Annotated in this window: 21 protein-coding genes; 7 read left to right on the forward strand and 14 right to left on the reverse strand. The window is 72.1% G+C overall.

Translation table 11 applies throughout. The features are described from left to right. Nucleotides 1–11 precede the first annotated feature (11 nt). Entirely contained in the window at nucleotides 12–575 is a 564-nt protein-coding gene (locus tag ACGFIM_RS01215; RefSeq protein WP_393192659.1) for a TetR family transcriptional regulator C-terminal domain-containing protein, read from the reverse strand. Nucleotides 576–651: 76 nt separating this feature from the next. Here ACGFIM_RS01215 and fxlM point away from each other — a divergent pair, with 76 nt between their 5' ends. Continuing rightward, complete coding sequence (fxlM, locus tag ACGFIM_RS01220; RefSeq protein ID WP_393192662.1) at nucleotides 652–1,881, forward strand: methyltransferase, FxLD system; 1,230 nt, start codon at nucleotides 652–654, stop codon at nucleotides 1,879–1,881. 203 nt (nucleotides 1,882–2,084) lie between these two features. Here the strand turns inward: fxlM and ACGFIM_RS01225 are convergent, their stop codons facing one another. After that, nucleotides 2,085–2,876, reverse strand: a complete 792-nt coding sequence (locus ACGFIM_RS01225) for an SAM-dependent methyltransferase (RefSeq protein WP_393192665.1) — start codon at nucleotides 2,874–2,876, stop codon at nucleotides 2,085–2,087. A 3-nt stretch (nucleotides 2,877–2,879) separates the two neighbouring features. Beyond that, on the reverse strand, nucleotides 2,880–3,713 hold the full coding sequence (locus ACGFIM_RS01230; protein WP_393192668.1) for a helix-turn-helix transcriptional regulator: 834 nt from the start codon (nucleotides 3,711–3,713) through the stop codon (nucleotides 2,880–2,882). 410 nt (nucleotides 3,714–4,123) lie between these two features. On the opposite strand from ACGFIM_RS01230, the gene ACGFIM_RS01235 reads away from it, so the two are divergent. The 3 genes from ACGFIM_RS01235 to ACGFIM_RS01245 all read left to right on the forward strand — a co-directional run bounded on the left by ACGFIM_RS01235 (nucleotide 4,124) and on the right by ACGFIM_RS01245 (nucleotide 7,051). Beyond that, nucleotides 4,124–4,789, forward strand: coding sequence for an MOSC domain-containing protein (locus ACGFIM_RS01235; protein WP_393192671.1), 666 nt, complete (start codon nucleotides 4,124–4,126; stop codon nucleotides 4,787–4,789). A gap of 213 nt (nucleotides 4,790–5,002) precedes the next feature. Further along, a complete protein-coding gene (locus ACGFIM_RS01240) occupies nucleotides 5,003–5,155 on the forward strand; it encodes a hypothetical protein (protein WP_393192674.1) in 153 nt (50 codons plus the stop codon). 39 nt (nucleotides 5,156–5,194) lie between these two features. Continuing rightward, nucleotides 5,195–7,051, forward strand: a complete 1,857-nt coding sequence (locus ACGFIM_RS01245) for an SUKH-4 family immunity protein (protein WP_393192677.1) — start codon at nucleotides 5,195–5,197, stop codon at nucleotides 7,049–7,051. Here ACGFIM_RS01245 and ACGFIM_RS01250 read toward each other — a convergent pair. The 4 genes from ACGFIM_RS01250 to ACGFIM_RS01265 all read right to left on the reverse strand — a co-directional run bounded on the left by ACGFIM_RS01250 (nucleotide 7,044) and on the right by ACGFIM_RS01265 (nucleotide 10,766). Next, on the reverse strand, nucleotides 7,044–8,363 hold the full coding sequence (locus ACGFIM_RS01250) for an RNA polymerase sigma factor (protein WP_393192680.1): 1,320 nt from the start codon (nucleotides 8,361–8,363) through the stop codon (nucleotides 7,044–7,046). The genes ACGFIM_RS01245 and ACGFIM_RS01250 overlap by 8 nt on opposite strands. A gap of 128 nt (nucleotides 8,364–8,491) precedes the next feature. Continuing rightward, on the reverse strand, nucleotides 8,492–9,058 hold the full coding sequence (locus ACGFIM_RS01255; RefSeq protein ID WP_393192683.1) for a GNAT family N-acetyltransferase: 567 nt from the start codon (nucleotides 9,056–9,058) through the stop codon (nucleotides 8,492–8,494). Between the two features lie 162 nt (nucleotides 9,059–9,220). Then, a complete protein-coding gene (locus ACGFIM_RS01260) occupies nucleotides 9,221–9,703 on the reverse strand; it encodes a hypothetical protein (RefSeq protein WP_393192686.1) in 483 nt (160 codons plus the stop codon). 85 nt (nucleotides 9,704–9,788) lie between these two features. Continuing rightward, nucleotides 9,789–10,766: an alpha/beta hydrolase family protein gene (locus ACGFIM_RS01265; RefSeq protein WP_393192689.1), complete on the reverse strand. Its 978-nt coding sequence runs from the start codon at nucleotides 10,764–10,766 to the stop codon at nucleotides 9,789–9,791. Nucleotides 10,767–10,941: 175 nt separating this feature from the next. Here ACGFIM_RS01265 and ACGFIM_RS01270 point away from each other — a divergent pair, with 175 nt between their 5' ends. After that, nucleotides 10,942–11,355, forward strand: coding sequence for an Hsp20/alpha crystallin family protein (locus ACGFIM_RS01270; protein WP_393192692.1), 414 nt, complete (start codon nucleotides 10,942–10,944; stop codon nucleotides 11,353–11,355). Nucleotides 11,356–11,410: 55 nt separating this feature from the next. Here the strand turns inward: ACGFIM_RS01270 and ACGFIM_RS01275 are convergent, their stop codons facing one another. Together ACGFIM_RS01275 and ACGFIM_RS01280 are read right to left on the reverse strand one after the other, a co-directional pair. Continuing rightward, complete coding sequence (locus ACGFIM_RS01275; protein ID WP_393192695.1) at nucleotides 11,411–12,337, reverse strand: SDR family NAD(P)-dependent oxidoreductase; 927 nt, start codon at nucleotides 12,335–12,337, stop codon at nucleotides 11,411–11,413. A gap of 219 nt (nucleotides 12,338–12,556) precedes the next feature. Further along, nucleotides 12,557–13,672, reverse strand: a complete 1,116-nt coding sequence (locus ACGFIM_RS01280; protein WP_393192698.1) for an alkene reductase — start codon at nucleotides 13,670–13,672, stop codon at nucleotides 12,557–12,559. 61 nt (nucleotides 13,673–13,733) lie between these two features. On the opposite strand from ACGFIM_RS01280, the gene ACGFIM_RS01285 reads away from it, so the two are divergent. Further along, entirely contained in the window at nucleotides 13,734–14,129 is a 396-nt protein-coding gene (locus ACGFIM_RS01285; RefSeq protein ID WP_393192701.1) for a MerR family transcriptional regulator, read from the forward strand. An 86-nt stretch (nucleotides 14,130–14,215) separates the two neighbouring features. On the opposite strand, the gene ACGFIM_RS01290 is transcribed toward ACGFIM_RS01285, so the two are convergent. Continuing rightward, a complete protein-coding gene (locus tag ACGFIM_RS01290) occupies nucleotides 14,216–14,980 on the reverse strand; it encodes a peptidase inhibitor family I36 protein (protein WP_393192708.1) in 765 nt (254 codons plus the stop codon). Between the two features lie 191 nt (nucleotides 14,981–15,171). Here ACGFIM_RS01290 and ACGFIM_RS01295 point away from each other — a divergent pair, with 191 nt between their 5' ends. Further along, entirely contained in the window at nucleotides 15,172–16,371 is a 1,200-nt protein-coding gene (locus ACGFIM_RS01295; protein WP_393192711.1) for an MFS transporter, read from the forward strand. A gap of 3 nt (nucleotides 16,372–16,374) precedes the next feature. On the opposite strand, the gene narI is transcribed toward ACGFIM_RS01295, so the two are convergent. Genes narI through ACGFIM_RS01315 form a run of 4 tightly spaced genes read right to left on the reverse strand, consistent with a single transcriptional unit; the run spans nucleotide 16,375 to nucleotide 22,950 of the window. Further along, nucleotides 16,375–17,088: a respiratory nitrate reductase subunit gamma gene (narI, locus tag ACGFIM_RS01300; RefSeq protein ID WP_393192714.1), complete on the reverse strand. Its 714-nt coding sequence runs from the start codon at nucleotides 17,086–17,088 to the stop codon at nucleotides 16,375–16,377. Continuing rightward, on the reverse strand, nucleotides 17,085–17,693 hold the full coding sequence (gene narJ, locus ACGFIM_RS01305; RefSeq protein ID WP_393192717.1) for a nitrate reductase molybdenum cofactor assembly chaperone: 609 nt from the start codon (nucleotides 17,691–17,693) through the stop codon (nucleotides 17,085–17,087). The genes narI and narJ overlap by 4 nt, the downstream gene beginning before the upstream one ends. Beyond that, on the reverse strand, nucleotides 17,690–19,327 hold the full coding sequence (gene narH / locus ACGFIM_RS01310; protein WP_393192720.1) for a nitrate reductase subunit beta: 1,638 nt from the start codon (nucleotides 19,325–19,327) through the stop codon (nucleotides 17,690–17,692). Before narH ends, narJ begins: the two co-directional genes overlap by 4 nt. Next, nucleotides 19,327–22,950 carry a nitrate reductase subunit alpha gene (locus tag ACGFIM_RS01315; protein ID WP_393192723.1) on the reverse strand — a complete coding sequence of 1,208 codons (3,624 nt, stop codon included), beginning with the start codon at nucleotides 22,948–22,950 and terminating at the stop codon, nucleotides 19,327–19,329. The genes narH and ACGFIM_RS01315 overlap by 1 nt, the downstream gene beginning before the upstream one ends. Nucleotides 22,951–22,998 lie beyond the last annotated feature (48 nt).

The raw sequence follows: 22,998 nt of genomic DNA on the forward strand, positions 1-22,998 counted from the left end.
GCGCTAGACAATCAACGACCCCCGAAAAATGACATAAAAGCCGGGAGGGGCGGCCATCCCGTCACCAGGCGCTGCTCTTCGGCGACGGCCGCCCGGATGCCGTCCGGGGTGAAGCGGGCCGGGGAGGTCGCCGTCTGCAGGGTCAGGCCGTCGATGAACACGGGGAGCCGCGCGGCCTGCCGCTTCAGCCCGGCGCCGGCGAGCTCCTGCCCGAGCCCGGGCATGGGCAGGCCGTGGCAGGAGGCGATGGCGAGGCGGCAGATGTGGCGCTCGGCCGCCCAGGCGTTGCGGTGCGGCTCCGCCAAGGACTTGTCGACGCGTGAGCGCAGCAGGCAGGCGAGCCACACGTCCACCTCGACGCGGCGCTCGCCGTCCAGGGGGAGGAGCTCTTCCAGGATGCGCCGGGCGCGCTCCGGCCCCGGCAGGTCCGCGTGGAGGTGCCCGGCGATGCGGGCGGAGACGCTTCTGCCGCCGCCCTGCGCGCCGCACGCACTCACCGCGCATAACGCCACCAGCAGGGCCATGGCCGGGATCCGGCGGTTCCCGGTGGACGGTGCGTCCGCTGATCGAGTCACCCGGGCAGCCTGATCTCTCCGTCTCGGGACCGCTTCCGAACGTGACGGCCGCCCACCGGAGTTGTACGCTCCGCACATGGTCGCCGACACTTTGCGTGACGAGATGGTCGATCGTCTGGTCACCTGGGGTGCCGTCACGTCGGCGCGGGTGGAGGCGGCGATGCGGGCCGTGCCGCGGCACGTCTTCGTGCCGGAGGCGTCGCTGGAGGAGGCGTACGCGAGCGGCGTCGTCGTCACGCACCGGGACGAGACCGGCAGGCCGATCAGCTGTGCGTCCGCCCCCGGGACGGTGGCGGAGATGCTGGAGCAGCTCGATGTCCGGCCCGGCCACCGCATCCTGGAGATCGGCGCGGGCACCGGCTACAACGCCGCCCTGCTCGCCGAGCTGGCGGGGCCGCAGGGGCGGGTGACCACGGTCGACATCGACGCCGGCATCGCGGAGGGCGCCCGGCGCGGCCTGGCCGCGGCCGGATACGAGCGGGTCCAGGTCGTGCACGGCGACGGCGCGGCCGGCCATGCCGGGAACGCCCCGTACGACCGGATCATCGTGACGGCGGGCGCGTGGGACGTGCCGCCCGCGTGGCGCGAGCAGCTCGCCCCCGGAGGCCGGCTCGTCGTGCCGCTGCGGGTGCGGGGCATCACCCGGTCGGTGGCGCTGGAGCTCGACGGCGACGTGTGGCGGAGCGTGTCGATCGTGGTGTGCGGGTTCATCCCGATGCGTGGCCCGTCGGCGATGAAGGAACGGCAGGTGGGGCTGGACGCCGGCGGTGCGGTGCGCCTGCGCGTCGACGACGGGCAGCCGGTCGACGCCGGCGCGCTGCGGGCGGCGCTGGCGGGTGCGCCGTCGCTGGTGTGGTCCGGGGTGGTGGTGCCGTACGCGTCGCCGGAGCATCTGGACTTCTGGCTGGTCGGCGGGACGGCACGGGTCTGCCTGGTGATCGCCCAGGAGGGGGCGCGGGAGGCGGGCCTGGTGGAGCCGATCTGGCGCTGGGGCAGCGCGGGCTGCTACACCGCCGACGGCTTCGCGTACCTGATCCGCCGCGGCGCGGGGGAGGAGATGATCGAGCTGGGCGCGTGCGCGTACGGGCCCGGCGCGGAGCGGCTGGCCGGGGCCGTCGCGGATCGGATCCGCGCCTGGCACGCCGCCCGCGGCGAACGGGCCTCCTTGCGCATCGAGGTGCATCCGGCGGGCAGCGCGGGCCCGCCTAACGCCATGATCACCGCCGACAAGACACACAGCAGGGTGTTCGTCACCACGGGCGGGCGGCGCGAAACCCCGTGGCTCGCGCCGGGGGAGGGGTCGTAGCGTCCATGGAAGCTGCCCTCCGCCACAGGTACACGATCACCGTCGACGGCATGGCCGGCGCCATGACCGCCGCAACGACCACGGTCGCTCAAGGTCGCGGCCGACGGCATCGTCGGCCCCGAGACCTGGAACGGAGCCTTCTCATCGCCTGTTCCGGGCCGTCCGGGTAAGGACCCCACCCCGGACGGCCGTCACGTCTGGTCTCAGCGGGCGCGCAGCACGCCGACGCCGGCGATCAGTTCCGTCGACTTCTCCGGGTAGGGGTCGTCCTTGCGGGGTCGCCAGTCGTTCAACGGCACCAGGCCCGGCTCGATCAGCTCGAAGCCCTCGAACAGGCGGGCGATCTCCTCGCGGGTGCGTACCCGCATCGGGTTCGTGGTGTGCTGGTACAGGGCGTGAGCGCTCGCCACCTCCTCCTTGGTCGCGTAGTCCATGCAGCCGTGCGCCAGTGCCAGGCAGGAGCCGGGGGCGAGCGCCTGCCGGATCTGCGCCTGATAGTCGTAGATCTCATCCTCGGGCAGGAAGTGCCACACCGCGATGGTCAGCACCCCGATCGGCCGGTTCAGGTCGAGCAGCCCGGTCACCTCGGGGTTCGCGAAGATCTCGGCCGGCTTGCGCAGGTCGCCCTCCACGGTGACCACGCCCGGCTCGTCCCGGAGCGCGCGGCCCTTCGCCAGCACGATCGGGTCGTTGTCGACGTACACGACCCGCGCGTCCGGGTTCACCTTGCGGGCGATGTCGTGCACGTTCGGGTAGATGGGAATGCCGCAGCCGATGTCGATGAACTGGCGGATGCCCATCTCGGCGATCGCCCGGGTGGAGCGCAGCACGAACCCGCGCGTCGCGCGGGCGGCGTTGCGGGCGTTCGGCACGGCCAGCAGGAACGTCTTGGCCGCCTCCCGGTCGACCGCGTAGTGGTCACAGCCGCCCAGGAAGTAGTCATAGATGCGCGCCGACGACGGCTTGGAGGCGTCGACTTCTAAGGGGGAACTCACTCGTCATGTCCCTTTCTGGAGGTGGTCACGGATGGCAGCGAGCATGCGGACGGACTCGGCCGGGGTGCGCGCCATGCCGGCGATCTGGTCGAGCAGCAACCCGTACCGCTCGTGGTCGCGTAGATCGCCGAACTCGTCGCCGCCGAAGCGGTGGAACACGATGACCTGCTGATCCGGCAGCCGCAACACGGTGAACGGCTCCGGCGGCAAGAACGCGGAGTCCGCGGGAAGCACTTGAAGGGTGATGTCCGGCAGGCGAGACGCCTTGAGCAGCTCGTCAAGCTGCCGGAGGTGCGCGGCCACGTCGCCGCCGAGCGGGCGCCGCAGCACCGTCTCCTCGATGACCGCCCACAGGCGGGCCCGCCGGCTCTCCTGACGGCGGCGCAGGTTCTCGGCCTTCGCCCGCGTCACCTCGCCGGGCGGCGTCGGGAACCGCACGGCGCGCTGCACGGCCTGCTCGTACTCCGGCGTGCGCAGCAGGTCCGGCACGAAGTGCGTCGCGTACGAGCGGATGAGCGTCGCGGCCTGCTCGTGATGCCACAACGCGGTCTCTTCCAGCGGGGCCTGCCGGTCCCACCAGCCCGGTTCCCGCCGCCCTATGGCGACGGAGATGAGCGCTTCCTGCTGGTAGGGGTCGGTCACGCCGTACAGCGTCAGCAGCCGGGACAGGAAAGCCCGCTCGAACGGGGCCTGGCCGCGCTCCATCCGTGAGAGCGTCGGCACCGAGCCGCCCGTTTCTCCGGCGACGGCTTCCAAGGTGAGTCCACGGTCGAGCCGTAGCCGGCGCAGCCGAGCGCCCACTATCTGTCTGGCGGCCGCCGTGTTTTCGCTGTTCACATGGTCCCTTCACGCGGGCCCGGCCTGCCACCGGACCGCCCGGCAAAATTTTCAGCGGTGGCCCGACCTTATGCAAGATCACAGCTTCTGTCCAGGTGGATGACCCCTACTAGACCACTTTCAAGATCACAAAATTTTCAGTCGGGGTGGACAAAGGCAGGGGGCGACCGATCCGATCGCCTCGGCCGGCCAGCCCGCCGTCACCGTCCTCGCCGGCGACAGCCACCACCGGTTCGTCCCGTACGGCGGCCACGACGCGGACGGCACGCCGCCCATCCGGCGGGCAGCGCCGGCCCGCCGACCGTCATGATCACCGCCGGCGCGACGCACGGCAGGGTGTTCCTCACCACGGGCGGGCGGCACGTAACCGAGTGGCCCGCGCCGGGGGAGGGGCCGTAGCGTCAGGGGGTATGAAACTGCTCTCCGTCAACATCGGCCGCCCGCGTCCCAACCCGTGGAAGGGGCTGCGAGCAACGGGTATCGACAAGCGGCCGGTTGACGGTCCGGTCGCCGTCGCCGCCCCCGGCCCCAAGGGCACCGGCGCGGTCGGCCTCGCCGGTGACCGGGTCTACGACGTGAAGCACCACGGGGGCGACGATCAGGCCGTCTACGCGTACGCCCGCGAGGACCTCGACGCGTGGGAGCCCGAGATGGGACGGACGCTTCCGAACGGGGTCTTCGGCGAGAACCTCACGACCGAGGGCCTGGACGTCAACGGCGCCCTCATCGGTGAGCGCTGGCGGATCGGCCCGGACGTCGTTCTCGAGGTGTCGTGCCCGCGCATCCCCTGCGGCACCTTCGAGGGCTGGCTGCGGGAGAAGGGCTGGATCAAGCGGTTCACGCAGGCGGCGCGGCCGGGCGCGTACCTGCGCGTGATCTCACCCGGCGAGATCCGCGCCGGTGACGCGGTCGAGATCGTCCACCGTCCCGCTCATGACGTGACCGTCGAGCTGGTCTTCCGCGCGCTGACCTCGGAGCCGGGCCTGCTGCCGCGGCTGGAGGCGGCCGACGCGCTGCCGGCGCCGGACAAGGCCAAGGCCCGCCGCCGTATCGCCGCCCAGGCCCGGAAGGCGTAGGCGGTGGGTGGACCGTTCCCCGAGCGTCGGCACTTGTGAGTTGAAGGGGCATCGGGTCGGTTCGCGGTGTCCGGCGACCGTTGGGCCCGGCTCCGAGCGGATGAAGCGGCTCGTCGAGGAGCCGATCCTCAGGGCGATCAAGCCCATCCCTCAGCGCCAGGTGTAGGTCGTGTCGGTGATCGGCGGCAGGTAGGGGTTGCCGACCCCGGACAGGTGCGCGCCGACGTCATGGCGCGGCTCCTCGAACGCGCAACGCCACCCTGCCCGGCGGCCGTGACCGCGGCGGCAGAGGAGAGCCTGGCCGTGTCGCGCGAGGCGCGGGAGGAGGTGCTGGACCCTATCGACCGCACGCAGATCGCCCAATGACGTGGGGCCACGCCGGCCGCCCGTAAGATCGTCGCCACCATGGAAGAGCCGCGTGACCTCCCCTCTCATCTCTCCGCCGCGTACCGGGCCGTCGGCCTGCCCTGGCCGGACCTGCGGCTTGGCCACCTCGACGGGGTGCTGGCCGCGGTGGGCGGGCGTCCGGAGGCGGAGCGGCTGCGCGAGCACGCCGGCAGGCTGCGCATGGTCCAGGAGAGGTTCTTCGAGCATCTGAACGCGCTGTACGACGATCACGACGGCGACCCCATGCTCCTGCTCCGGCACAAGAACGAGCCCTGCGTGCGGCAGACGCGGGAGGACTGGGCGGACTGGCGTGAGGACCCGTACGGGCCGCGCATCTGCGTGGTCACCGGCTCTCCGGGCGCCGGCAAGACGCGGCTGCTGGCCTGGTTCAGCCACTCCGGCATCGGGGACTGGGCGGGCTATCCGGCGGGCCCGGACGAGGCGGCGATCCTCCTGCGCGGGATGGACGCGAGCGACGCCGTGCGCGAGCTGGCCGGGCAGCTCAAGCTCGGCAGCGCCGGTCTGGGGTCCATCGACCGGCCCGTGCTCGTCACCGTGGCCGACGCCCACAGGAGCAACGACCCCGAACGCGCGTACGCGGAGCTCGTCCTGCCCCTGGCGGCCAATCCGCACGTCCGCCTGCTCGTGGAGCTCGGCCGCGCGGACGCCGAGGAAGGGCTCGGGCCGCCGGCGTACGTGCTGGACCTGGACGACCCGCGCGCCACCGACCGCGCCGCCTTCACCGCCTGGTACGACGCCCAGCGCGCGGAGCGGTCCCCGTTCACCGCCGACCAGGTGTATCCGTCGCCGGGCGTCGCCGTCCTCGCCGCACGCGCCGAGGGCGGCGGCCCGGGGCCCGGCCTGGCGGCGGACGCACAGGCCGAGGACCCCGGGTCCGGCCTTCCGCTCGACGTACGGGTGGCGCGCGCCTGGCTGGACGGCCTGTCGCCGGAGGCCCGCGCCGCTGTCGGCACGCTGGCGCTCGCCCTCGTGCCGGTCGGCCCGTACCTGTGGCGGTTGCTGCACTGCGGCAGGCACCGCGACGACCCGGAGGCCGCCGCCCGTGGCGTGGCGGAGGCGGCGTCCCGGCTGCCCGTCGTCGAGCCGGGCCTGCCCGCGTACGCCGTCGATCTGCCCGCCCTGGCCGAGCTGGTCGCCCCGCCCGCGTCCGCGCACGGGGAGCTGACCGCCGTCATGCGCGGCTGGCCGGAGTCGGCGGAGCTGTCCCCGCCGATGTACGTCAGCCGGCACCTCGCCTATCACGAGCGCCTGGCCGGCGGCCCCGTCACTCCGCTCCCGCTGTGCCGCCCTCCGGCCCGGGTCACCCGCGAGCTGCTGGACGACCTGTACGGCCCGGAGGGGGTCGCCCGGCCGCGCGACCACGAGATCCATCCCGCGATCGCGCACGAGCCCACCCGCCGCTTCCTCACCGAGGTCGGCCTGCCCGCGGGCGGCCTGTGGGAGGAGCCGTTCGACCGCTTCGCCGAGCCGATGAGCGAGCTCTGGCCCGGCAGCCGGGACGAGTTGCGCGCCTGCGCGGGCCTGCCGGACGACCTCGGCGCGCTGTTCCTGCTCGACGGCATGAACACCTGGTACCTGTTCCTGGACGGCCGCACCGGTCTGGTGTACGAGGCGGGCGAAGAGCTGGAGACCGCCCGCGTCGCCCACCCCGGCGTCGAGTCGTACGCGTACTTCCTGTACGTCGTCCACCGGGCGCGCAGGCTGTGGTGCGACGGCCGCGACGCCCATCGCGAGGCCGCCTCCTGGTGCGCCGACGACCTCGCGATCGAGCTGCACACGTACGAGCCGGAGGCCATGGCAGGCGAGGACGCCCTCTGGCCCCCGGCGCTGGAGGACTACACGCTCCTCACCTAGCCGCGGGTCGGCCGCCGGGCGGCGGCGTGGCGTCGCCGGCGTCGTGCGCCGACGGGTCGTCCACCACCTGGCACGGCGCGATCGGGCCGGTCGTCAGCCGCCCCGTGAACTGCCAGAGGACCCCCGGACGCCCCGCCGACGGCGGCGCCGGGTTCTCCATGACCTCGATCATCGCGATCTGGCCCGGCCGGATGTGGCGGGGATAGATGGTGATGCCGTCCTTCGGGCGGATCGCCTGGTACGAGGGCGACCGTTGCAGCCGCTCCCGGGCCGTGGCCTTCGTGGCGGGATCGCCGCTCAGCAGTTCCTCCTCGGTGGCGCGGACGTCGTCGCCCTCCAGGACGGGCGCCCGGAGGTTCCCGCAGCGCTTGCCGAGCGGCAGATACGTGATGTCGGCCCGCACACCCCACTCCAGCAGCTCCTGTTCGAGCTGCTCGGGGTCGCGGAACTCGTAGATCTTGAGGTTGATCGACCCGTCGTCGTTCTTCGTCAGCGCGTACGCCGGGTCGCCGGGGCCGATCAGGGCGGGCACGGTCACGCCCGCCGCGACGGCGGCCGCCAGCGCCGCGCCCAGCGCGAGCCGCCGTCCGGTCACCAGCGGCCGGCCCAGCGGCAGCGGCCCGCGCCTGCGCGGCGCGGCCGCCTCCTCGGTGAGCCGGAGCCGCTGCCGGGCCAGGGCGGCGGGCGGCGGCTCGTGCTCCAGTTCCCTGATGAGGGTCTTGAGTTCATCCATGATCGTGCTCCTCCAGCGGGTTGACTCCGCCCAGGGCGTGGCGGACCTTGCGCCGGGCCCGGTTGAGGCGCGACTTGACGGTGCCGACCGGGATGCCGAGCCGCGGGCGGCCTCCTCGTAGGTCATGTCGCTCCAGGCGACCATCAGCAGGACGTCGCGGTCGCCGCGCGGCAGCTGCGCGAGCGCGTCCAGCAGGGCCGCCCGCGAGCCTTGGGCGGTGAGGTAGCGGGTGATCGTCTCCTCCGGTCCCTCGACGGGCCGGGCCGGGCTCTGCCGTTCCAGTGCGCGGTAGCGGCTGACCTCGGTCCTGCGGTGGCCGGAGATGAGTTTCGTCGCGATGCCCAGCAGCCAGGGCCGGGCGTCGCGATAGGTGACGTCGTACGTGTCGCGCCTGCGGAACGCGATCAGGAACGTCTCCCCGACGAGGTCCTCGGCGAGTTCGGGGCCGAGGCGGAAGGAGATGTACCTGTACAGCGTCCCGGCGTACCGGTCGAACAGGGCGGCGAACCTCTCCGGATCATCGAGGGAACCTGCGATGATCTCGGAGTCCACCACCGCCGGTGACGTGTCGGTCACCATAGATGATCTGTCTTCAACACTGGACTCCCTTCGAGATGTCACTGGTGTCTTGTCGCAGGGGCCCCAAGTGTTCACGGACGTGCGCCGCCGGCCCGCGGCCGTGACCGGCATGAGGCGCGGAGAGCGCGTCAGAACGTGGACACGAAGCGCCGGCAGACGTGGACGCGGGCGAATTGCGCGCGAAGCGCCTGCTCGTCCTCCAACCTGGCGTGCGAGAACACCGCCATGGGCCGCAGCCCCGGCCGTCGCGCGCCGATGGCCCGGTCCGGTTCGCGGGGATCGGCGGAGTGGTTCGCGTAGACGTGGAGGTAGTGCTCGCTCTCGGTGAAGCCGTTGGCTCGATACCAGCGCAGCGTGCCGGGATCGTCCCTCGTCCAGGCGTCGAGCGTGCGCGCGCCGCGCTCGCGGGCTCGGGCACGGGCTTCGCGGAGGAGTGCGCGGCCGATGCCCCGGCGCTGATGGTCGGGGTGGACCGCGACGGTCTCGATGGTGGCCAGGTCACCGTCGATGGCGACGTCGATGATGCCGGCGAGCGTGCCGCCGCTCTCGGCGACGAGGCCGAAGCCCGGGGCCGGGATCGTGGGTTTCCTCGTGACGACGTCGTCGAAATAGGCGGTCGTCAGGAAGGACAGGACACGGCAGCGCAGCCAGGCCGTCTCGTCTTCAGCGGTGTAGTCGCGGATGGCGTGGTGCAAGGCAGGGATCTCCCATGTGGTCGGCGATGTCCGGACGGCGGTGGTCGCGTCAGTGGGAGATCACGGTGGCGATTCTGCAACGTCGGCTCGTGGCCGGCAAGTGGTTTGTGCGGTCGGTTCATGCATGCGGCGCGAAGCGCGTTCCCGTGAGCCGCTGCCGGTTCACGGGAGGGCGGCGCCGCGATCGAGAGAAGACGTTTCGCCGACGGCGGCGAGCAGCACGATCGGGAACTCCGGGTCGGCCTGGCCGACCGTGAGCGCGACCCAGCGGCCGGTGCCCGGACGCCACACGGACATCGTGCTGCTGTAGGTGCTCAGCTCGTTCACCGGCTCGGGCGGTGCGGCGATCTCGTCCTCCACGTACGGCCACAGATCGACCACTTCGGGACGGCCCCAGCGTGAGGTCAGCGCGGCCGCCAGCGCCTCGAAGGCGGCGGCGATCTCGTTCTCGGCGGCCTCGACGGCCTCCTCGCTGCGGTCGTCCCAGAAGTCCTGGCTGGCCGCCAGGCAGGTCACGTGGCTGCGGGGGCCGCTGGAGCGATACCCCTCCCACGTCCTGCCGGGCGGCGCCAGGCGCTCTTCCTGGCTCGGGAAGGGGCGGGCCAGCAGGTGATCGATGGTGGCGAGCCGATCTTCCACGGTCATGCGGTAAGGCTAGACCGGCTGCGGGCGGGCCAGATCGTCGGCAGCACGTACCTGACCGTCCTGCAGCGGTGGCGGCCGTGAGAGGCTACTTCGACTCGACGCGGGCGACGGGCGCGGGGCTTCCTGCGAGCGCGGCGGTGGCGTTCGTCCAGGCGGGGTCGCCGGGGTAGAGCTCGCTGCGCAGGTACGCCCAGATGAGCGCGCGTACGGCGGCGACCCGGTCGGGGTTCTCGTCGGTGGTCTCGGCGCCGTCGAACATGGAGATGCCGCCGAGACCGTGCTCGGCCTCGAAGAACTCCAGCAGCACCTTCGGCCCCGGCGCGGCGGTGTAGGGGTCGCGGCGCCAGTCGTGCCGGTCGGAGAAGTACGGGTTCCAGTCCTTCTCGCCGGTGACGACGAGCGCCTTCGGCGTCATGCCGGTGAAGCTCGTGGTGGTGAGCTCGGCGTACGGCTCGGCCGCCGGGCCGTTCATGTCCTCGCCCCGGCCGGGGGCGGCGATCATGACGCGGGCGCCGAAGCGGTCGTCCACGGCGCCGAACGCCGCGCCGTCGCGGATGAAGGTCTGGCCCGAGATCAGGCCGACCGTATGACCGCCGGCGGAGTGGCCGACGGCGGCGATGCGGCCGGTGTCCAGGCGTCCCGCGAGGCCGGGGACGGCGCGTTCGATCTCGCCGAGGTGGTCCACGACACGGCTGAGGTCGTCGGCGCGCCATGTGAGGTAGAGCGGCGCGTCCGGGTCGTCGGCCTCGCGCAGGCCGAGGAACGTGGCGTCCAGGTGGGTGGGCTGGATGACGGCGAAGCCGTGCGCGGCCCAGAAGTTCACCAGCGGGCCGTACCCGTAGGAGGAGGGCACGAAGGTCGAGGGGCCGTGCCCGTGCGAGAGCACGATGACCGGCAGGCCGGTGCCGTTCACCGGGGCGGTCACGCGGACGGCCAGCGGCATCGGGCGCTGCGGCACGTCGATGAGCACCGGGTGGTAGGAGAAGACGGGCTCGGGGTCGGGCACCGGGAAGCCGGCGGCGTAGGCGGACGGGTCCTTCGCAAGGTTCTCGTCGTGCGTCATGCGTCCAGCCTGCTGGAGAGCGGCCGAACTCTGAATGCTCATCCGTGCGGATTTTCTTCGCGATAGTCCGGCCGCGAGAGTGACGATGGTCCCGGCGGCCAGGGGCCTTCTCCTCTGTGGGCGCGGTGCTCCCAGGTGGTGACCTGGAGGCGTACCACCGAGAAAGGAGGTAGTGATGAACCTGCCCGAGCGCAAGGACATCAGGTGGCCGTTCCCGGACCTGCTGGAATGGATGGACAGCCCGATGTTCGGGTTCCGCCCGTTCGGCCAGATCGTCCGCATCGAGGACTACATCGACGACGACCGGTACGTGCTGCGTGCCGAGCTGCCCGGGATCGACCCCGACAAGGACCTCGAGGTCACGGTGGACGAGGGCATGCTGCACATCCGGGCCGAGAAGACCCGCAAGACCACCGAGCCGCACCGGTCCGAGTTCGCCTACGGGTCGCTGTCGCGGTCGGTGACGCTGCCCGCCGGGGCCAAGACCGACGACGTCAAGGCGACGTACAAGGACGGCGTCCTGGAGGTCAGCGTGGGGCTGGCCGAGGAGAAGAAGGCCGCGGGCCGGCGCATCGCCATCGAGCACTGATGTCCGGCGTCCTGGCCGGGTGCGGGCGGGGCGTCCTGCCCGCACCCGGGCGCGTTCACCCGGGGTTGCCGGCGCGCCCGGGCGCGGGGAACGTCACCCCGGTCAGCTCTTCGGAGACCGCCCACAACCGCTGCTGGACGGCCATGTCGTAGGACTCGGCGCTGGACGTGACCGGCCGGGGAGGCCCGATGATCTCCAAGGGCCCGCCGGGGCCGTAGTACTGGCCGCCGAGCACCGAGGGGTCGGTGGCGGCGCGCAGCGTCGGCAGCGCGCCCTTGGCGGGCGACGGGGCGAGCAGCGGGGCGAGCCAGGTGATCGGCAGCCGGACGGGCGCGGGCGCGTTGCGGGGCAGCTCGGTGGCGGCCACGCCGGGATGCGCGGCCACCGCGATGGTGGTGCCGTGCGGGGCGAGCCGGCGCTGCAGCTCGTAGGTGAACATGAGGTTCGCCAGCTTGGAGCGGCCGTACGCGCCGACCCGGCTGTAGCGCCGCCGCCGCCAGTGCAGGTCGTCGAAGCGGATCGCGGCGCGCAGGCGGTGGCCGCCGCTGCTGACCGTCACCACGCGCGAGCCGGGCACCGGCAGCAGCAGATCCAGCAGCAGCCCGGTGAGCGCGAAATGGCCGAGGTGGTTGGTGCCGAACTGCAGCTCGAAACCGTCCCGCGTGGCCTGCTTCCTGGTGTACATCACGCCGGCGTTGTTGATCAGCAGGTCGATGCGGCCGAAGCGGGAGCGCAGCGACGCGGCGGCGGCGCGTACGGAGCCGAGCGAGGCCAGGTCCAGCTCCTGCACGCTCACCTGCCCCGGCATGCGGGCCGCCGCCTGCTCGCCCTTGCGCACGTCGCGTACGGCGAGGACCACGGACGCCCCGCGCGCGGCCAGCGCCCGCGCCGTCTCGAACCCCAGGCCGGTGTTGGCCCCGGTCACCACGGCCACCCGCCCGCTCTGATCGGGGATGTCGGCCGCCGTCCAGCTCTTGCCCATGCCGGGCTCCCCTCTGACGAACCGGAGGCACCTGCCCGGTGCGCAGGGCAGCGTGCCTGAACGCAACGTATCCGTCGCGATCGCCGCCCGCTACAAGCATGCGTCCTGCAGCGCCTGAAACCGGGGCCGCGCCGGCCGGCGGACACCTGCCGGAGCGGGGCGGGGACGCGGCGCCGTCCGGCCGCTCCTGGGCGTGACCGCCTCGCTCCCGGACGCCGATCATGCCCCCGCGGGGGTGAGCGCCGGCAGGGCGGGGTAGTCGACGTAGCCCTCCGGGCCGCCCCGGTACATCAGGCCGTCGCGGACCGGGTTGACCGGGGAGCCGGTGCGCAGCCGTTCGACCAGGTCGGGGTTGGCGAGGAACGGACGGCCCAGCGCGATCAGGTCGGCTCCCGCCGCCAGCAGCTTCTCCGCTGCGCTCCTGCCGCCGTCGGCGGGGATCTGGTCCTGCGGCAGCTTCGGGTTGGCGATGAGCGTGCCGGGCCAGATCGTGCGGATGCGCTCGAAGAGCGGCTGCCCGGGATCGGCGAACACGATGTGCAGGTACGCGAGCCCGTGGCCGGCCAGGGTCCCGACGAGCTGCGGGTACAGAACGCCGGCGTCGGCGTCGTCGATCCCGTTGACGGTGTTGCCGGGGGAGATGCGCAGCCCCACCCGGTCGGGGCCGATGACCTGGGCGACGGCCTCCACGACCGCCACCACGAACCGCATGCGCCCCGCCACCGAGCCGCCGTAGTCGTCGGTGCGGCGGTTGGTGTTCGGCGCGAGGAACTGGTGGAGCAGGTAGCCGTTGGCGGCGTGCACCTCGACCCCGTCGAAGCCCGCGTCGATCGCCCGGCGGGCGGCGGCGGCGAAGTCGCCGATGGTCGTACGGATGTCCTCGAGCGTCATCTCGCGTGGCAGGACCGCCCGCTTGGGGCCGGTGGGCGTGTGGATGGGGCCGGGGAGCGGGATGGGGGAGGGGGCGATTGGCGTCAGCCCGCTGTTGTCGGGGTGCCCGACGCGGCCGCCGTGCTGGATCTGCAGGAACATCCGCGCCCCGCCGGTGCTCTTCACCGCCTCGACGACCTGCCGCCATCCGGCCACGTGGGCGTCGCTGTGGATGCCGGCGGTGTCCGGGTACGTCTTGCCGGCCGCGTTCGGGCTGGACGCCTCCGCGACGATCAGCCCGGCCGTGGAACGCTGGGCGTAGTAGGTGGCCATGAGCGGCGTCGCGGTACCGTCGTCGGCGGCGCGGGTGCGGGTCATCGGCGCCATGACGAGGCGGTTCTCCAAGGTCAGGGAGCCGAGCCGGTACGGGGTGAACAGGTGTGAGGTGTGTGCAGTCTCGTTCATGGCGAAACCGTAGAATGTGACACTGATGTCAGATTCAACCCCGGATGGTGTGAGATAGATCATGCGAATCGGTGAGCTGGCCCGGCGTACCGGAGTGAGCGAGCGTTCCCTGCGCTACTACGAGGCCCAGGGACTGCTGACCGCCGACCGCACGCCCGGCGGCCACCGCGAATACCCCGAAAGCGCTGTTGATCGTGTCATCCGGATCCAGGAGCTGTACAGCGCGGGGCTGTGCAGCTCGAAGATCGCGCAACTGCTGCCGTGCATGGGGGACGCCGACGGCGGCCCTTCGGAGACCGCCGACGCGCAGCTGGTCGCCGACCTGACCGTCGAGCGGGAGCGCATCATGCGCCAGGTCCAGGACCTGCTCCGGTCGGTGGACGTGCTGGACGAGGTGATCGAGAGAGCCGGCGGCCGCCCGCCCGCCGCCGCCGTCCAGGGCTCCGATCGGAAGTAGCGGCACCGGGCGTGCGGCGCACGAGGGAACGGCCCCTGGGGGTGCCAGGGGCCGTTCCGCGTCGTCGGTGGCGATGTGCGATGGGATCAGCAGTGTGCTCGGATGGTGTCGATATCCGCACCGTAGGTTTCGATGTACCTGCCGCTGAAGTGGGTCGGTTTCACCGTGCGGGTCATCTGCGTGGCGCTGCTCACGAAACAACCGTTCGCCGCGGAAACGAACGATCCGATGTGATTTCGGAGATGGTCGGGAAGAGGGCCGTCTTTATCCTTTCCGGGAGTCCACTTCCACATCTTTCCCGTGTAGGTCCTGCCGGGCCAGAGGCATATTGACCCTTCTGTGCAGGTCGGGTGGGAATTGCTGTCGTTGTTCTGGTAGAAGTGGTTTTCCTCGACCACATTGCCATTGCCGATGATGTTGTCATTACCGACGGTGTTGCCGTCCCCGGCCATGCCCCCATGCCCGGCCGTGTTTCCCTTGGGGGCATCGCTGGGGGCGATGTTCGGAGTCCGGCCGGTCGAGGTGCTTCCCGTGGCGTCGGCAGGTTCGTCAAGCGCGTTCAGGGCGACGGAGATGAGGCCGAGGACCAGCAGCACCGCGGTTCCTGCCGACACGGAGACGGTTCCGGCGCGCACGGTGGAGGCGGTGGCCTCACCGGTGGCGCCGAACGGTGTCATGAAGTAGCCGAAAACGACCGCCAGAAGCGCGAAGCCGATGGCCGGAAAGAACCACAAAGGGGCCAATTTGCCATCGCCGAAGATTTTCTCGCATGTCACTGCCGTCATGACGGTGGCGAGGGCGATGATGAGGGCCGTGATCCATCGTTGACGCCGTTTAAGGTGCACTTTCATGCGGCCATATTCTGGGGAGACGCGTCGGGGATCTGCGCCTCGCTGACCCAAGCTTTACCGACGCTTTAGCTTGGCGGACGGCGGCCTTGTGCGGGGCCATGGGGTGGCTCATGACGTTCGGCCTCCCGTGCGGGCGGTGCGCGGAGTGAAGTCATACGATGACGCTGAGTAACGGATCGAGGCGGGGATCGATGACGGACGAGGCGGGTGGGCGGGCGAGGCTGATGCTGGGCCTGGCCACGGTGGGGTTCGCGGTCAACTTCTGGGCCTGGGCGCTGCTCAGCCCGCTCGGCCCAAGGTACAAGGAGCTGCTGGGGCTGTCGGCGCCGCAGCAGGCGTTGCTGGTCGCGGTGCCGGTGATCGTCGGATCGCTGGGGCGGATCCCCGTGGGCGCGCTGACCGATCGCCACGGCGGGCGGGTGATGTTCGCGCTGGTGTCGGCGGTGACCATCGTGCCGGTGCTGTTCATCGGGCTCGCCGGGCAGGCGTCGTACGGGGCGTTGCTGATCGGCGGGTTCTTCCTGGGGATCGCGGGCACGACGTTCGCGATCGGGGTGCCGTTCGTCAACGCGTGGTTTCCGCCGCGGCGGCGCGGGTTCGCGGTCGGGATCTTCGGCGCGGGCATGGGCGGTACGGCCATCGCCGCGCTGACCACGGTGGGGCTGGTCGAGTGGGGCGGCGCGGCGGCGCCGTTCGTCATCACGGCGGCGGTGCTCGCTGGGTACGCGGTCGTGGCGTGGCTGCTGCTGCGCGACGCGCCGGGGCGCAGCGCCACGGGGCAGCCGCTGGTCAAACGGCTGGCGGCCACGGCGCGGCTGCCGATCACCTGGCAGGCGTGCCTGCTGTACGCGGTCGCGTTCGGCGGGTACGTCGCCTTCTCCGTCTACCTGCCGACCTACCTGGAGACCGAGTACGACCTGGAGCAGGCGGACGCCGCGTACCGGATGGCCGGGTTCGTGGTGCTGGCGGTGCTGGCGCGGCCGGCGGGCGGCTGGCTGTCGGACCGGTTCGGCCCGATACGGGTGCTGGCCGGGGTGTTCGCGGTGGTCGCGGTCATGGCGGCGGTCCAGGCGCTGACACCGCCGCTGCTGCCGGTGGGCACGATCGCGTTCCTGTCCATGGCGGCGGCGCTCGGGGCGGGCAGCGGTGCCACGTTCGCGCTGGTGGCGCAGGTCGCCCCGGCCGACAAGGTCGGGTCGGTCACCGGGCTGGTGGGGGCGGCCGGCGGGCTGGGCGGGTTCGTGCCGCCGCTGGTCATGGGGTTCATCTACGGGCGGCTCGGCTCGTACGGGCTGGGCCTGGCGCTGCTGGCGCTCACCGCCGGGCTGGCGGTGGTGCTGACGCTGACCGCGGTGCGCGCCCTGGCGATGCGGCACGCCCAGGCCGGGTGATCGTCAGCGGGTCGGTTCCCAGCCGCGCCGGACCGGCCGCGGGCGCTCGTCCCTGCTGCGGTACACGATGTACGGCCGGGTGAGGTAGCCGAGGGGCGCGGTGAGCATGTGCACGAGCCGCGTGAACGGCCAGATCGCGAACAGCACGAGCGCGCTGAGCGCGTGCAGCCGGAACAGCAGGGGCGTGCCCGCCATCAGCTCGGGCCGCGGCTGGAACAGGAAGATCGACCGGAACCAGGGCGAGACGGTGGTGCGGTAGTCGTAGCCGCCGCCCACGAGGTTGGCGAGCACGGTGGCGGCCAGGCCGAGGGCGATGGTGAGCGCGAGCACCGCGTACATGAGCTTGTCGTTGCGGGTGGTGGCGGTGAAGACGGGGCCGACCGTGCGGCGGCGGTAGATGAGGATGGCCAGGCCGCCCACGGTGGCCACGCCCGCGATCGTGCCCAGCACGACGGCCAGCAGGTGGTACAGCCCTTCGCCGATGCCGGCCGCCTCGGTCCAGCTCTTGGGGATCACCAGCCCGCCGACGTGGCCGAGAGCCACGATGAGGATGCCGAAGTGGAACAGCGGGCTGCCGATGCGCAGCAGCCGCGACTCGTACAGCTGGGACGAGCGCGTCGTCCAGCCGAACTTGTCGTAGCGGTAGCGCCAGATGTGGCCGAGCACGAACACGGTGAGCGCCACGTACGGCAGCACCACCCAGAGCAGGACGCTCATCGGCCCGCCTCCATGATCGCGTAGGGTTCCAGTCCGACCGCCTCGGCGGGCGGGCCTTCGGCAGCGAGCCGCAGCGCGGCCTCCCGCTCGCGCGCGCCCGCCGGGGGCAGCGTGGCCAGCACCGCGGCCACCACGTCCGCGTACGGCGAGTCCTCCTCGCGCAGCGCCACGTGCAGCACCTCGACGCCCGCCCGGTGCTCCAGCAGCAGCCGCCGGGCCTCGCGTTCGGCGCCGCGCGCCCACAGCTCGCACACCACGGCCAGGTGGTCGGGCAGCTCGCCGCCGGCGAGCTCGAACCCCGCCGCCTTGACCGCGTGCCGGAAGCGCAGCAGCGCCGCGCCGCGCCTGCGGGTGTCGCCGTAGGTGTAGTAGGTGAGGTACGGGCAGCAGCGCCGCTTGAGGTCGAACGTCGCCACGTAATGCGCGGCCTGCGCGGCGGGATCCGTGCGCGCCGCGTACGCGAGGAAGGCCGACAGCCGGTCGCGGGCCTCTCCGTGCGGCAGCTCCAAGACGGCCTCGCGCAGCACGCCGAGCCCGTCGCGGAGCCGTTCGTCGGGATAGCCGAGCAGCACCGAGGCCACCATGTGGACGGTCCGCGCGCTCACGTCCTCCTCCTCCTTTTCGGGAACAGGCCGTCCGGGGTGCCCTTGCCGTCCCAGTTGAGCAGGTTCACCCGGCCGCGCAGCTCGTCGGCGTCGTCCAGGTCGTCGCTCGCCTGCCGCTCGCGCAGGGCGTGGAAGCTCTCCACCGCGACGGGGGCGGGCCGCCCCGACGCCTCGCCGAAGGGGCCGTTCATGCCGGGCCCGCCCTCGTAGTCGAGGCTGCATCCCAGCTCCTCCAGCCCGGCGGCCTGCTCGGCGTGCGCCTTCGGGATGACGTACCGCTCGGCGTACGGGGCCAGCGCGAGCAGCCGGTGCATGCCCTCGATCTGCGCGCCGGTCAGGCCGGCCGCCTGCGCGATCGACTCGTCAGGCTCCTGGCCGAGGTTGATGCGGCGCATGTACGAGCGCATCGCGGCCAGCCTGCGCAGCACCGCGCGCACCGGGGCGGGGTCGCCGGCGGTGAACAGCTCGGCCAGGTAGCCGACCGGGATGCGCAGCGCGTCGATGGCGCCGAACAGGTTCCCGGTGTCCTCGCCGTCGTGCCCGGTGGCCGCGAGCACGTCCACGACCGGGGACAGCGGCGGGATGTACCAGACCATCGGCATCGTCCGGTACTCGGGATGCAGCGGCAGCGCCACCCCGTACTCGAAGATCAGCCGGTGGATCGGCGACTCGCGGGCGGCGTCCAGCCAGTCGTCGGGGATGCCGGAGCCGCGGGCGGCGGCGATCACGGCGGGGTCGCGCGGGTCGAGCAGCACGCCCTTCTGCGCCTCGTACAGGTCGCGCTCGTCGGGCACGGAGGCGGCCTCGGCGACGCGGTCGGCGTCGTACAGCACCAGGCCGATGTAGCGCAGCCGCCCGACGCACGTCTCCGAGCAGACCGTGGGGATGCCGACCTCGACGCGCGGGAAGCAGAACGTGCACTTCTCCGCCTTGCCGGTGCGGTGGTTGAAGTACACCTTCTTGTACGGGCATCCGGTCACGCACATCCGCCACCCCCGGCAGCGGTCCTGATCGACCAGCACGATGCCGTCCTCGGTCCGCTTGTACAGCGCCCCCGACGGGCAGGAGGCGACGCAGGACGGGTTGAGGCAGTGCTCGCAGATGCGCGGCAGGTAGAACATGAACGCCCGCTCGAACTCCAGCCTCACCTTCTCCGACACCTTGCGCAGCACGGGGTCGGGCGAGGGGTCGCCGGCCAGGTCGTCGTCCCAGTTCGCGCTCCAGCCGATCTTCATGGGCTTGCCGGTGATGAGCGAGCGGGGCCGCGCCACCGGGGTGTCGGCTTGGAGGGGAGCGGAGAAGAGCCGGTCGTAGTCGTACGTCCAGGGCTCGTAGTAGTCCTGGATGGACGGCATGAGCGGGTTCGCGAAGATGGTCAGCAGCTTTTTGAACCGGCCGCCGGCCTTGAGCGTGAGCCGGCCGCGCCGGTTCAGCTCCCAGCCGCCCTTCCACCGCTCCTGGTCCTGGTAGCGGCGGGGATAGCCCTGGCCAGGGCGGGTCTCGACGTTGTTGAACCAGACGTACTCGGTGCCCGCCCGGTTGGTCCACGCCTGCTTGCAGGTGACCGAGCAGGTGTGGCAGCCGATGCACTTGTCGAGGTTCATCACCATGGCGAGCTGTGCCATCACGCGCATCAGTAGTCGACCTCCTGGCCGCGGCGGCGGATCACGGTGATCTCGTCGCGCTGGTTGCCGGTCGGGCCCAGGTAGTTGAAGGCGAAGCTGAGCTGGGCGTACCCGCCGATCAAGTGGGTGGGTTTGACGAGGAGCCGGGTGAGCGAGTTGTGGATGCCGCCGCGCAGCCCGGACGTCTCGCTCTTGGGCACGTCCACCACGCGTTCCTGCGCGTGGTACATGTACGCCGTGCCCTCCGGCATGCGGTGCGAGACGACCGCGCGGGCCACCACGACGCCGTTGCGGTTGACCGCCTCCACCCAGTCGTTGTCGCCGATGCCGGCCTTGGCGGCGTCCGCCGGGCTCATCCAGATCGTCGGCCCGCCCCGCGACAGCGTCAGCATGAGCAGGTTGTCCTGGTACTCGGAGTGGATGGACCACTTGGAGTGCGGGGTGAGGTAGCGGACGACGACGCCCTGCTCATCGTGATCGCCGAGCGGCGGCTCGCCGAAGAGCGCGGTCATGTTCAGCGGCGGCCGGTAGACGGGAAGCGCCTCGCCCGCCTCGTGCATCCAGTCGTGGTCGAGGTAGAAGTGCTGGCGGCCGGTGAGGGTGTGCCAGGGCTTGCGGTGCTCGATGTTGATCGTGAACGGCGAGTAGCGCCGCCCGCCGCTCTCGCTGCCCGACCACTCCGGCGAGGTGATCACCGGGACGGGCCTGGCCTGGGTGTCGGCGAACGTGATCTGCCGGTGCTCGTCGGCCAGCCCGTCGAACGAGGTGCCGGTCCGCCGGGCCAGCGTGGCGAAGCCCTGGGCGGCGAGGCGGCCGTTGGTGGTGCCCGACAGGGCCAGGATGGCCTCGCACAGGTCGCGGTCGCGGGCCAGCGACGGGCGGCCGTTGGGCGCGGTGCCGGTCATGCGGGCGAGCCGGTCGATCTCGCCGGACACGTCGTACGTCAGGCCCTTGGTGGTCGCACCGAGCCGCTCCAGCAGCGGGCCGAGCGAGGCCATCTGCTCCGCGACCGCCCCGTAGTCGCGCTCCGCCACGACGAGCTTCGGGAAGTCGCGGCCCGGCGTGGGCGGCCGGCCGGTGGCGCGCCAGTCGTGGACCCGGCCGTGCGGGGTGGCCAGCTCGTCGGGGGTGTCGTGCAGCAGCGGCACCGCCACCAGATCCTTCCGCGTGCCCAGGTGGACGCGGGCCAGGTCGCTGAAGGCGCGGGCGATGGCGTGGAAGGCGGCGACGTCGGTGCGGGTCTGCCAGGGCGGGTCGATGGCGGGGGTGAACGCGTGCACGAACGGGTGCATGTCGGTCGAGGACAGGTCGTGCTTTTCGTACCAGGTGGCGGCCGGCAGCACGATGTCGGAGAACAGCGTCGTGGACGTCATGCGGAAGTCCAGCGACAGCAGCAGGTCGAGCTTGCCGCGCGGCGCCTCCTCCACCCAGGTGACATCGTCCGGGCGCCGGTCGGGCGGGGCTTCATGGGCGCGTAGGGCGGAGTCCGCGCCCAGCAGGTGCCGCAGGAAGTACTCGTTGCCCTTGGCCGAGGAGCCGAGCAGGTTGGCCCGCCACACCGTCAGCACGCGCGGCCAGTTGCCCGGCGCGTCGGGGTCCTCGCAGGCGAAGCGGAGCCGCCCGGCGGCGACCTCCCGCGCCACGTACGCCGCCGGGTCGTCGCCGGCCTCGTCGGCGAGGTCGAGCGGGTTGCGGTCGAACGTCGGATACGACGGCATCCAGCCGAGCCTGGCCGACTGCGCCAGCAGGTCGGCGGTGGCCTTGCCGGCGAACGCGCCGTCGGCGAGCGGGGATGAGACGGCGCCGGCGCTGTAGGTGTCGTAGCGCCACTGGCAGGTGTGCAAGTACCAGTAGGCGGTGCCGATCATCTGCCGGGGCGGGCGCTGCCAGTCCAGCCCGAACGCGAGCTGCGCCCACCCGGTGATCGGCCGGCACTTCTCCTGCCCGACGTAGTGGGCCCAGCCGCCGCCGTTGACGCCCTGGCAGCCCGTCAGCGTGGTCAGCGCCAGCATGGCCCGGTAGATCGTGTCGGAGTGGAACCAGTGGTTGGTCCCCGCCCCCATGATGATCATCGAGCGGCCGCCCGACTGCTCGGCGCTCGCGGCGAACTCCCTGGCGATCCTGGTCGCCGCCCGCGCCGGCACGCCGGTGATCGGCTCCTGCCAGGCCGGCGTGTACGGCTCCGCCGCGTCCTCGTACCCCGACGGCCAGCGGCCCGGCAGCCCGTCGCGGGCCACACCGTAGTGGGCGAGCAGCAGGTCGTAGACCGTGGTGACGAGGTGGCCGCCGACCCGCCGTACCGGGACGCCCCGCTCGAGCACGCCGCCGCCGTCGTCGAAGCGGGGCAGCGCGACCGGCACCGCCTCGCCCCCGTGGACGGTCAGCAGCGGGTCCACGCCGTCCAGATCGAGGTTCCAGCGGCCCTGGCCCTGCTCGGAGTAGCGGAAGGCGAGCGAGCCGTTCGGCACGACCGGCGCGCCGGTGCGCGCGTCCAGCAGCACCGTCGCGAACGCCCCCTCCGGCCGGTCCAGGTCGGCCGCGGTGAGGAACTTGTCCGGCACGTACGTTCCGCCGCGCTCGCGCAGCCTGACCAGGAACGGCAGGTCCGTGAAGCGCTTGACATAGCCGGTGAACGCGGGCGTGCTGCGGCGGGCGAAGAACTCGGTGAGGATCACGTGGCCCATCGCCATCGCCAGCGCGCCGTCCGTGCCGGGGCGCGGGGCCAGCCACTCGTCGGCGAACTTCGCGGCGTCGCTGTAGTCGGGCGCCAGCACCACGACCTTCTGCCCGCGGTAGCGCGCCTCGGCCAGGTAGTGGGCGTCGGGGGTGCGGGTGACCGGCACGTTGGAGCCCCACAGCATCAGGTACGCCGCGTCCCACCAGTCGGCCGACTCCGGCACGTCCGTCTGGTCGCCGAACACCTGGGGCGAGGCCACCGGCAGGTCGGCGTACCAGTCGTAGAACGACAGCATCGCGCCGCCGATCAGCGAGATGAACCGGGCGCCTGCCGCGTGCGAGGCCATCGACATCGCCGGGATGGGGGAGAAGCCCGCGATCCGGTCCGGCCCGTACGTCTTGATCGTGTGCACGTGCGCCGCCGCGATGATCTCGCACGCCTCGTCCCACGTGATCCGGACGAGCCCGCCCTTGCCCCGCGCGGACTGGTATCGGCGGCGCTTGCCCGGGTCGGTGGTGATCTCCGCCCACGCCGCGATCGGGTCGCCCAGCCGCGCCTTCGCCTCCCGGTACAGCTCGACCAGGACGCCCCGTGCGTACGGGTACCGCACGCGGGTGGGGGAGTAGGTGTACCAGGAGAACGCCGCGCCCCTCGGGCAGCCGCGCGGCTCGTACTCCGGCCGGTCCCCGCCCACGCTCGGATAGTCGGTCTGCTGCGCCTCCCAGGTGATGATGCCGTCCTTCACGTACACCTTCCACGAGCAGGAGCCGGTGCAGTTCACGCCGTGCGTGGAGCGGACCACCTTGTCATGGCTCCACCGGTCCCGGTAGAAGTCGTCCGCCTGCCTGCCGCCCACCTGGTAGAGGGCGCGAAGGTCCGGGGAGACGGTGCCCGGCCGCAGGTGGCGGCCCATCCTCAGCAGCGCGTCGCTGACCGGTCCATCCATCCCCGCCATGTCCTTCGCCCCTGCCGTCACGGATCCGACACGTTCCGTTACTTAGCC

The organism is Nonomuraea sp. NPDC049309 (genome assembly GCF_043196965.1).
GTDB lineage: Bacteria > Actinomycetota > Actinomycetes > Streptosporangiales > Streptosporangiaceae > Nonomuraea > Nonomuraea fastidiosa.

Excerpts from the sequence above, each read along its gene's own strand:
- ACGFIM_RS01260 (WP_393192686.1), bottom strand. The coding sequence starts at position 9,703 with ATGACCGTGGAAGATCGGCTCGCCACCATCGATCACCTGCTGGCCCGC.
- ACGFIM_RS01235 (WP_393192671.1), top strand. The coding sequence starts at position 4,124 with ATGAAACTGCTCTCCGTCAACATCGGCCGCCCGCGTCCCAACCCGTGG.
- ACGFIM_RS01295 (WP_393192711.1), top strand. The coding sequence starts at position 15,172 with ATGACGGACGAGGCGGGTGGGCGGGCGAGGCTGATGCTGGGCCTGGCC.
- ACGFIM_RS01315 (WP_393192723.1), bottom strand. The coding sequence starts at position 22,950 with ATGGCGGGGATGGATGGACCGGTCAGCGACGCGCTGCTGAGGATGGGC.
- ACGFIM_RS01265 (WP_393192689.1), bottom strand. The coding sequence starts at position 10,766 with ATGACGCACGACGAGAACCTTGCGAAGGACCCGTCCGCCTACGCCGCC.
- fxlM (WP_393192662.1), top strand. The coding sequence starts at position 652 with ATGGTCGCCGACACTTTGCGTGACGAGATGGTCGATCGTCTGGTCACC.
- ACGFIM_RS01290 (WP_393192708.1), bottom strand. The coding sequence starts at position 14,980 with ATGAAAGTGCACCTTAAACGGCGTCAACGATGGATCACGGCCCTCATC.
- ACGFIM_RS01275 (WP_393192695.1), bottom strand. The coding sequence starts at position 12,337 with ATGGGCAAGAGCTGGACGGCGGCCGACATCCCCGATCAGAGCGGGCGG.
- ACGFIM_RS01250 (WP_393192680.1), bottom strand. The coding sequence starts at position 8,363 with ATGGTGACCGACACGTCACCGGCGGTGGTGGACTCCGAGATCATCGCA.
- ACGFIM_RS01245 (WP_393192677.1), top strand. The coding sequence starts at position 5,195 with ATGGAAGAGCCGCGTGACCTCCCCTCTCATCTCTCCGCCGCGTACCGG.
- ACGFIM_RS01270 (WP_393192692.1), top strand. The coding sequence starts at position 10,942 with ATGAACCTGCCCGAGCGCAAGGACATCAGGTGGCCGTTCCCGGACCTG.
- narI (WP_393192714.1), bottom strand. The coding sequence starts at position 17,088 with ATGAGCGTCCTGCTCTGGGTGGTGCTGCCGTACGTGGCGCTCACCGTG.
- ACGFIM_RS01285 (WP_393192701.1), top strand. The coding sequence starts at position 13,734 with ATGCGAATCGGTGAGCTGGCCCGGCGTACCGGAGTGAGCGAGCGTTCC.
- narH (WP_393192720.1), bottom strand. The coding sequence starts at position 19,327 with ATGCGCGTGATGGCACAGCTCGCCATGGTGATGAACCTCGACAAGTGC.
- ACGFIM_RS01280 (WP_393192698.1), bottom strand. The coding sequence starts at position 13,672 with ATGAACGAGACTGCACACACCTCACACCTGTTCACCCCGTACCGGCTC.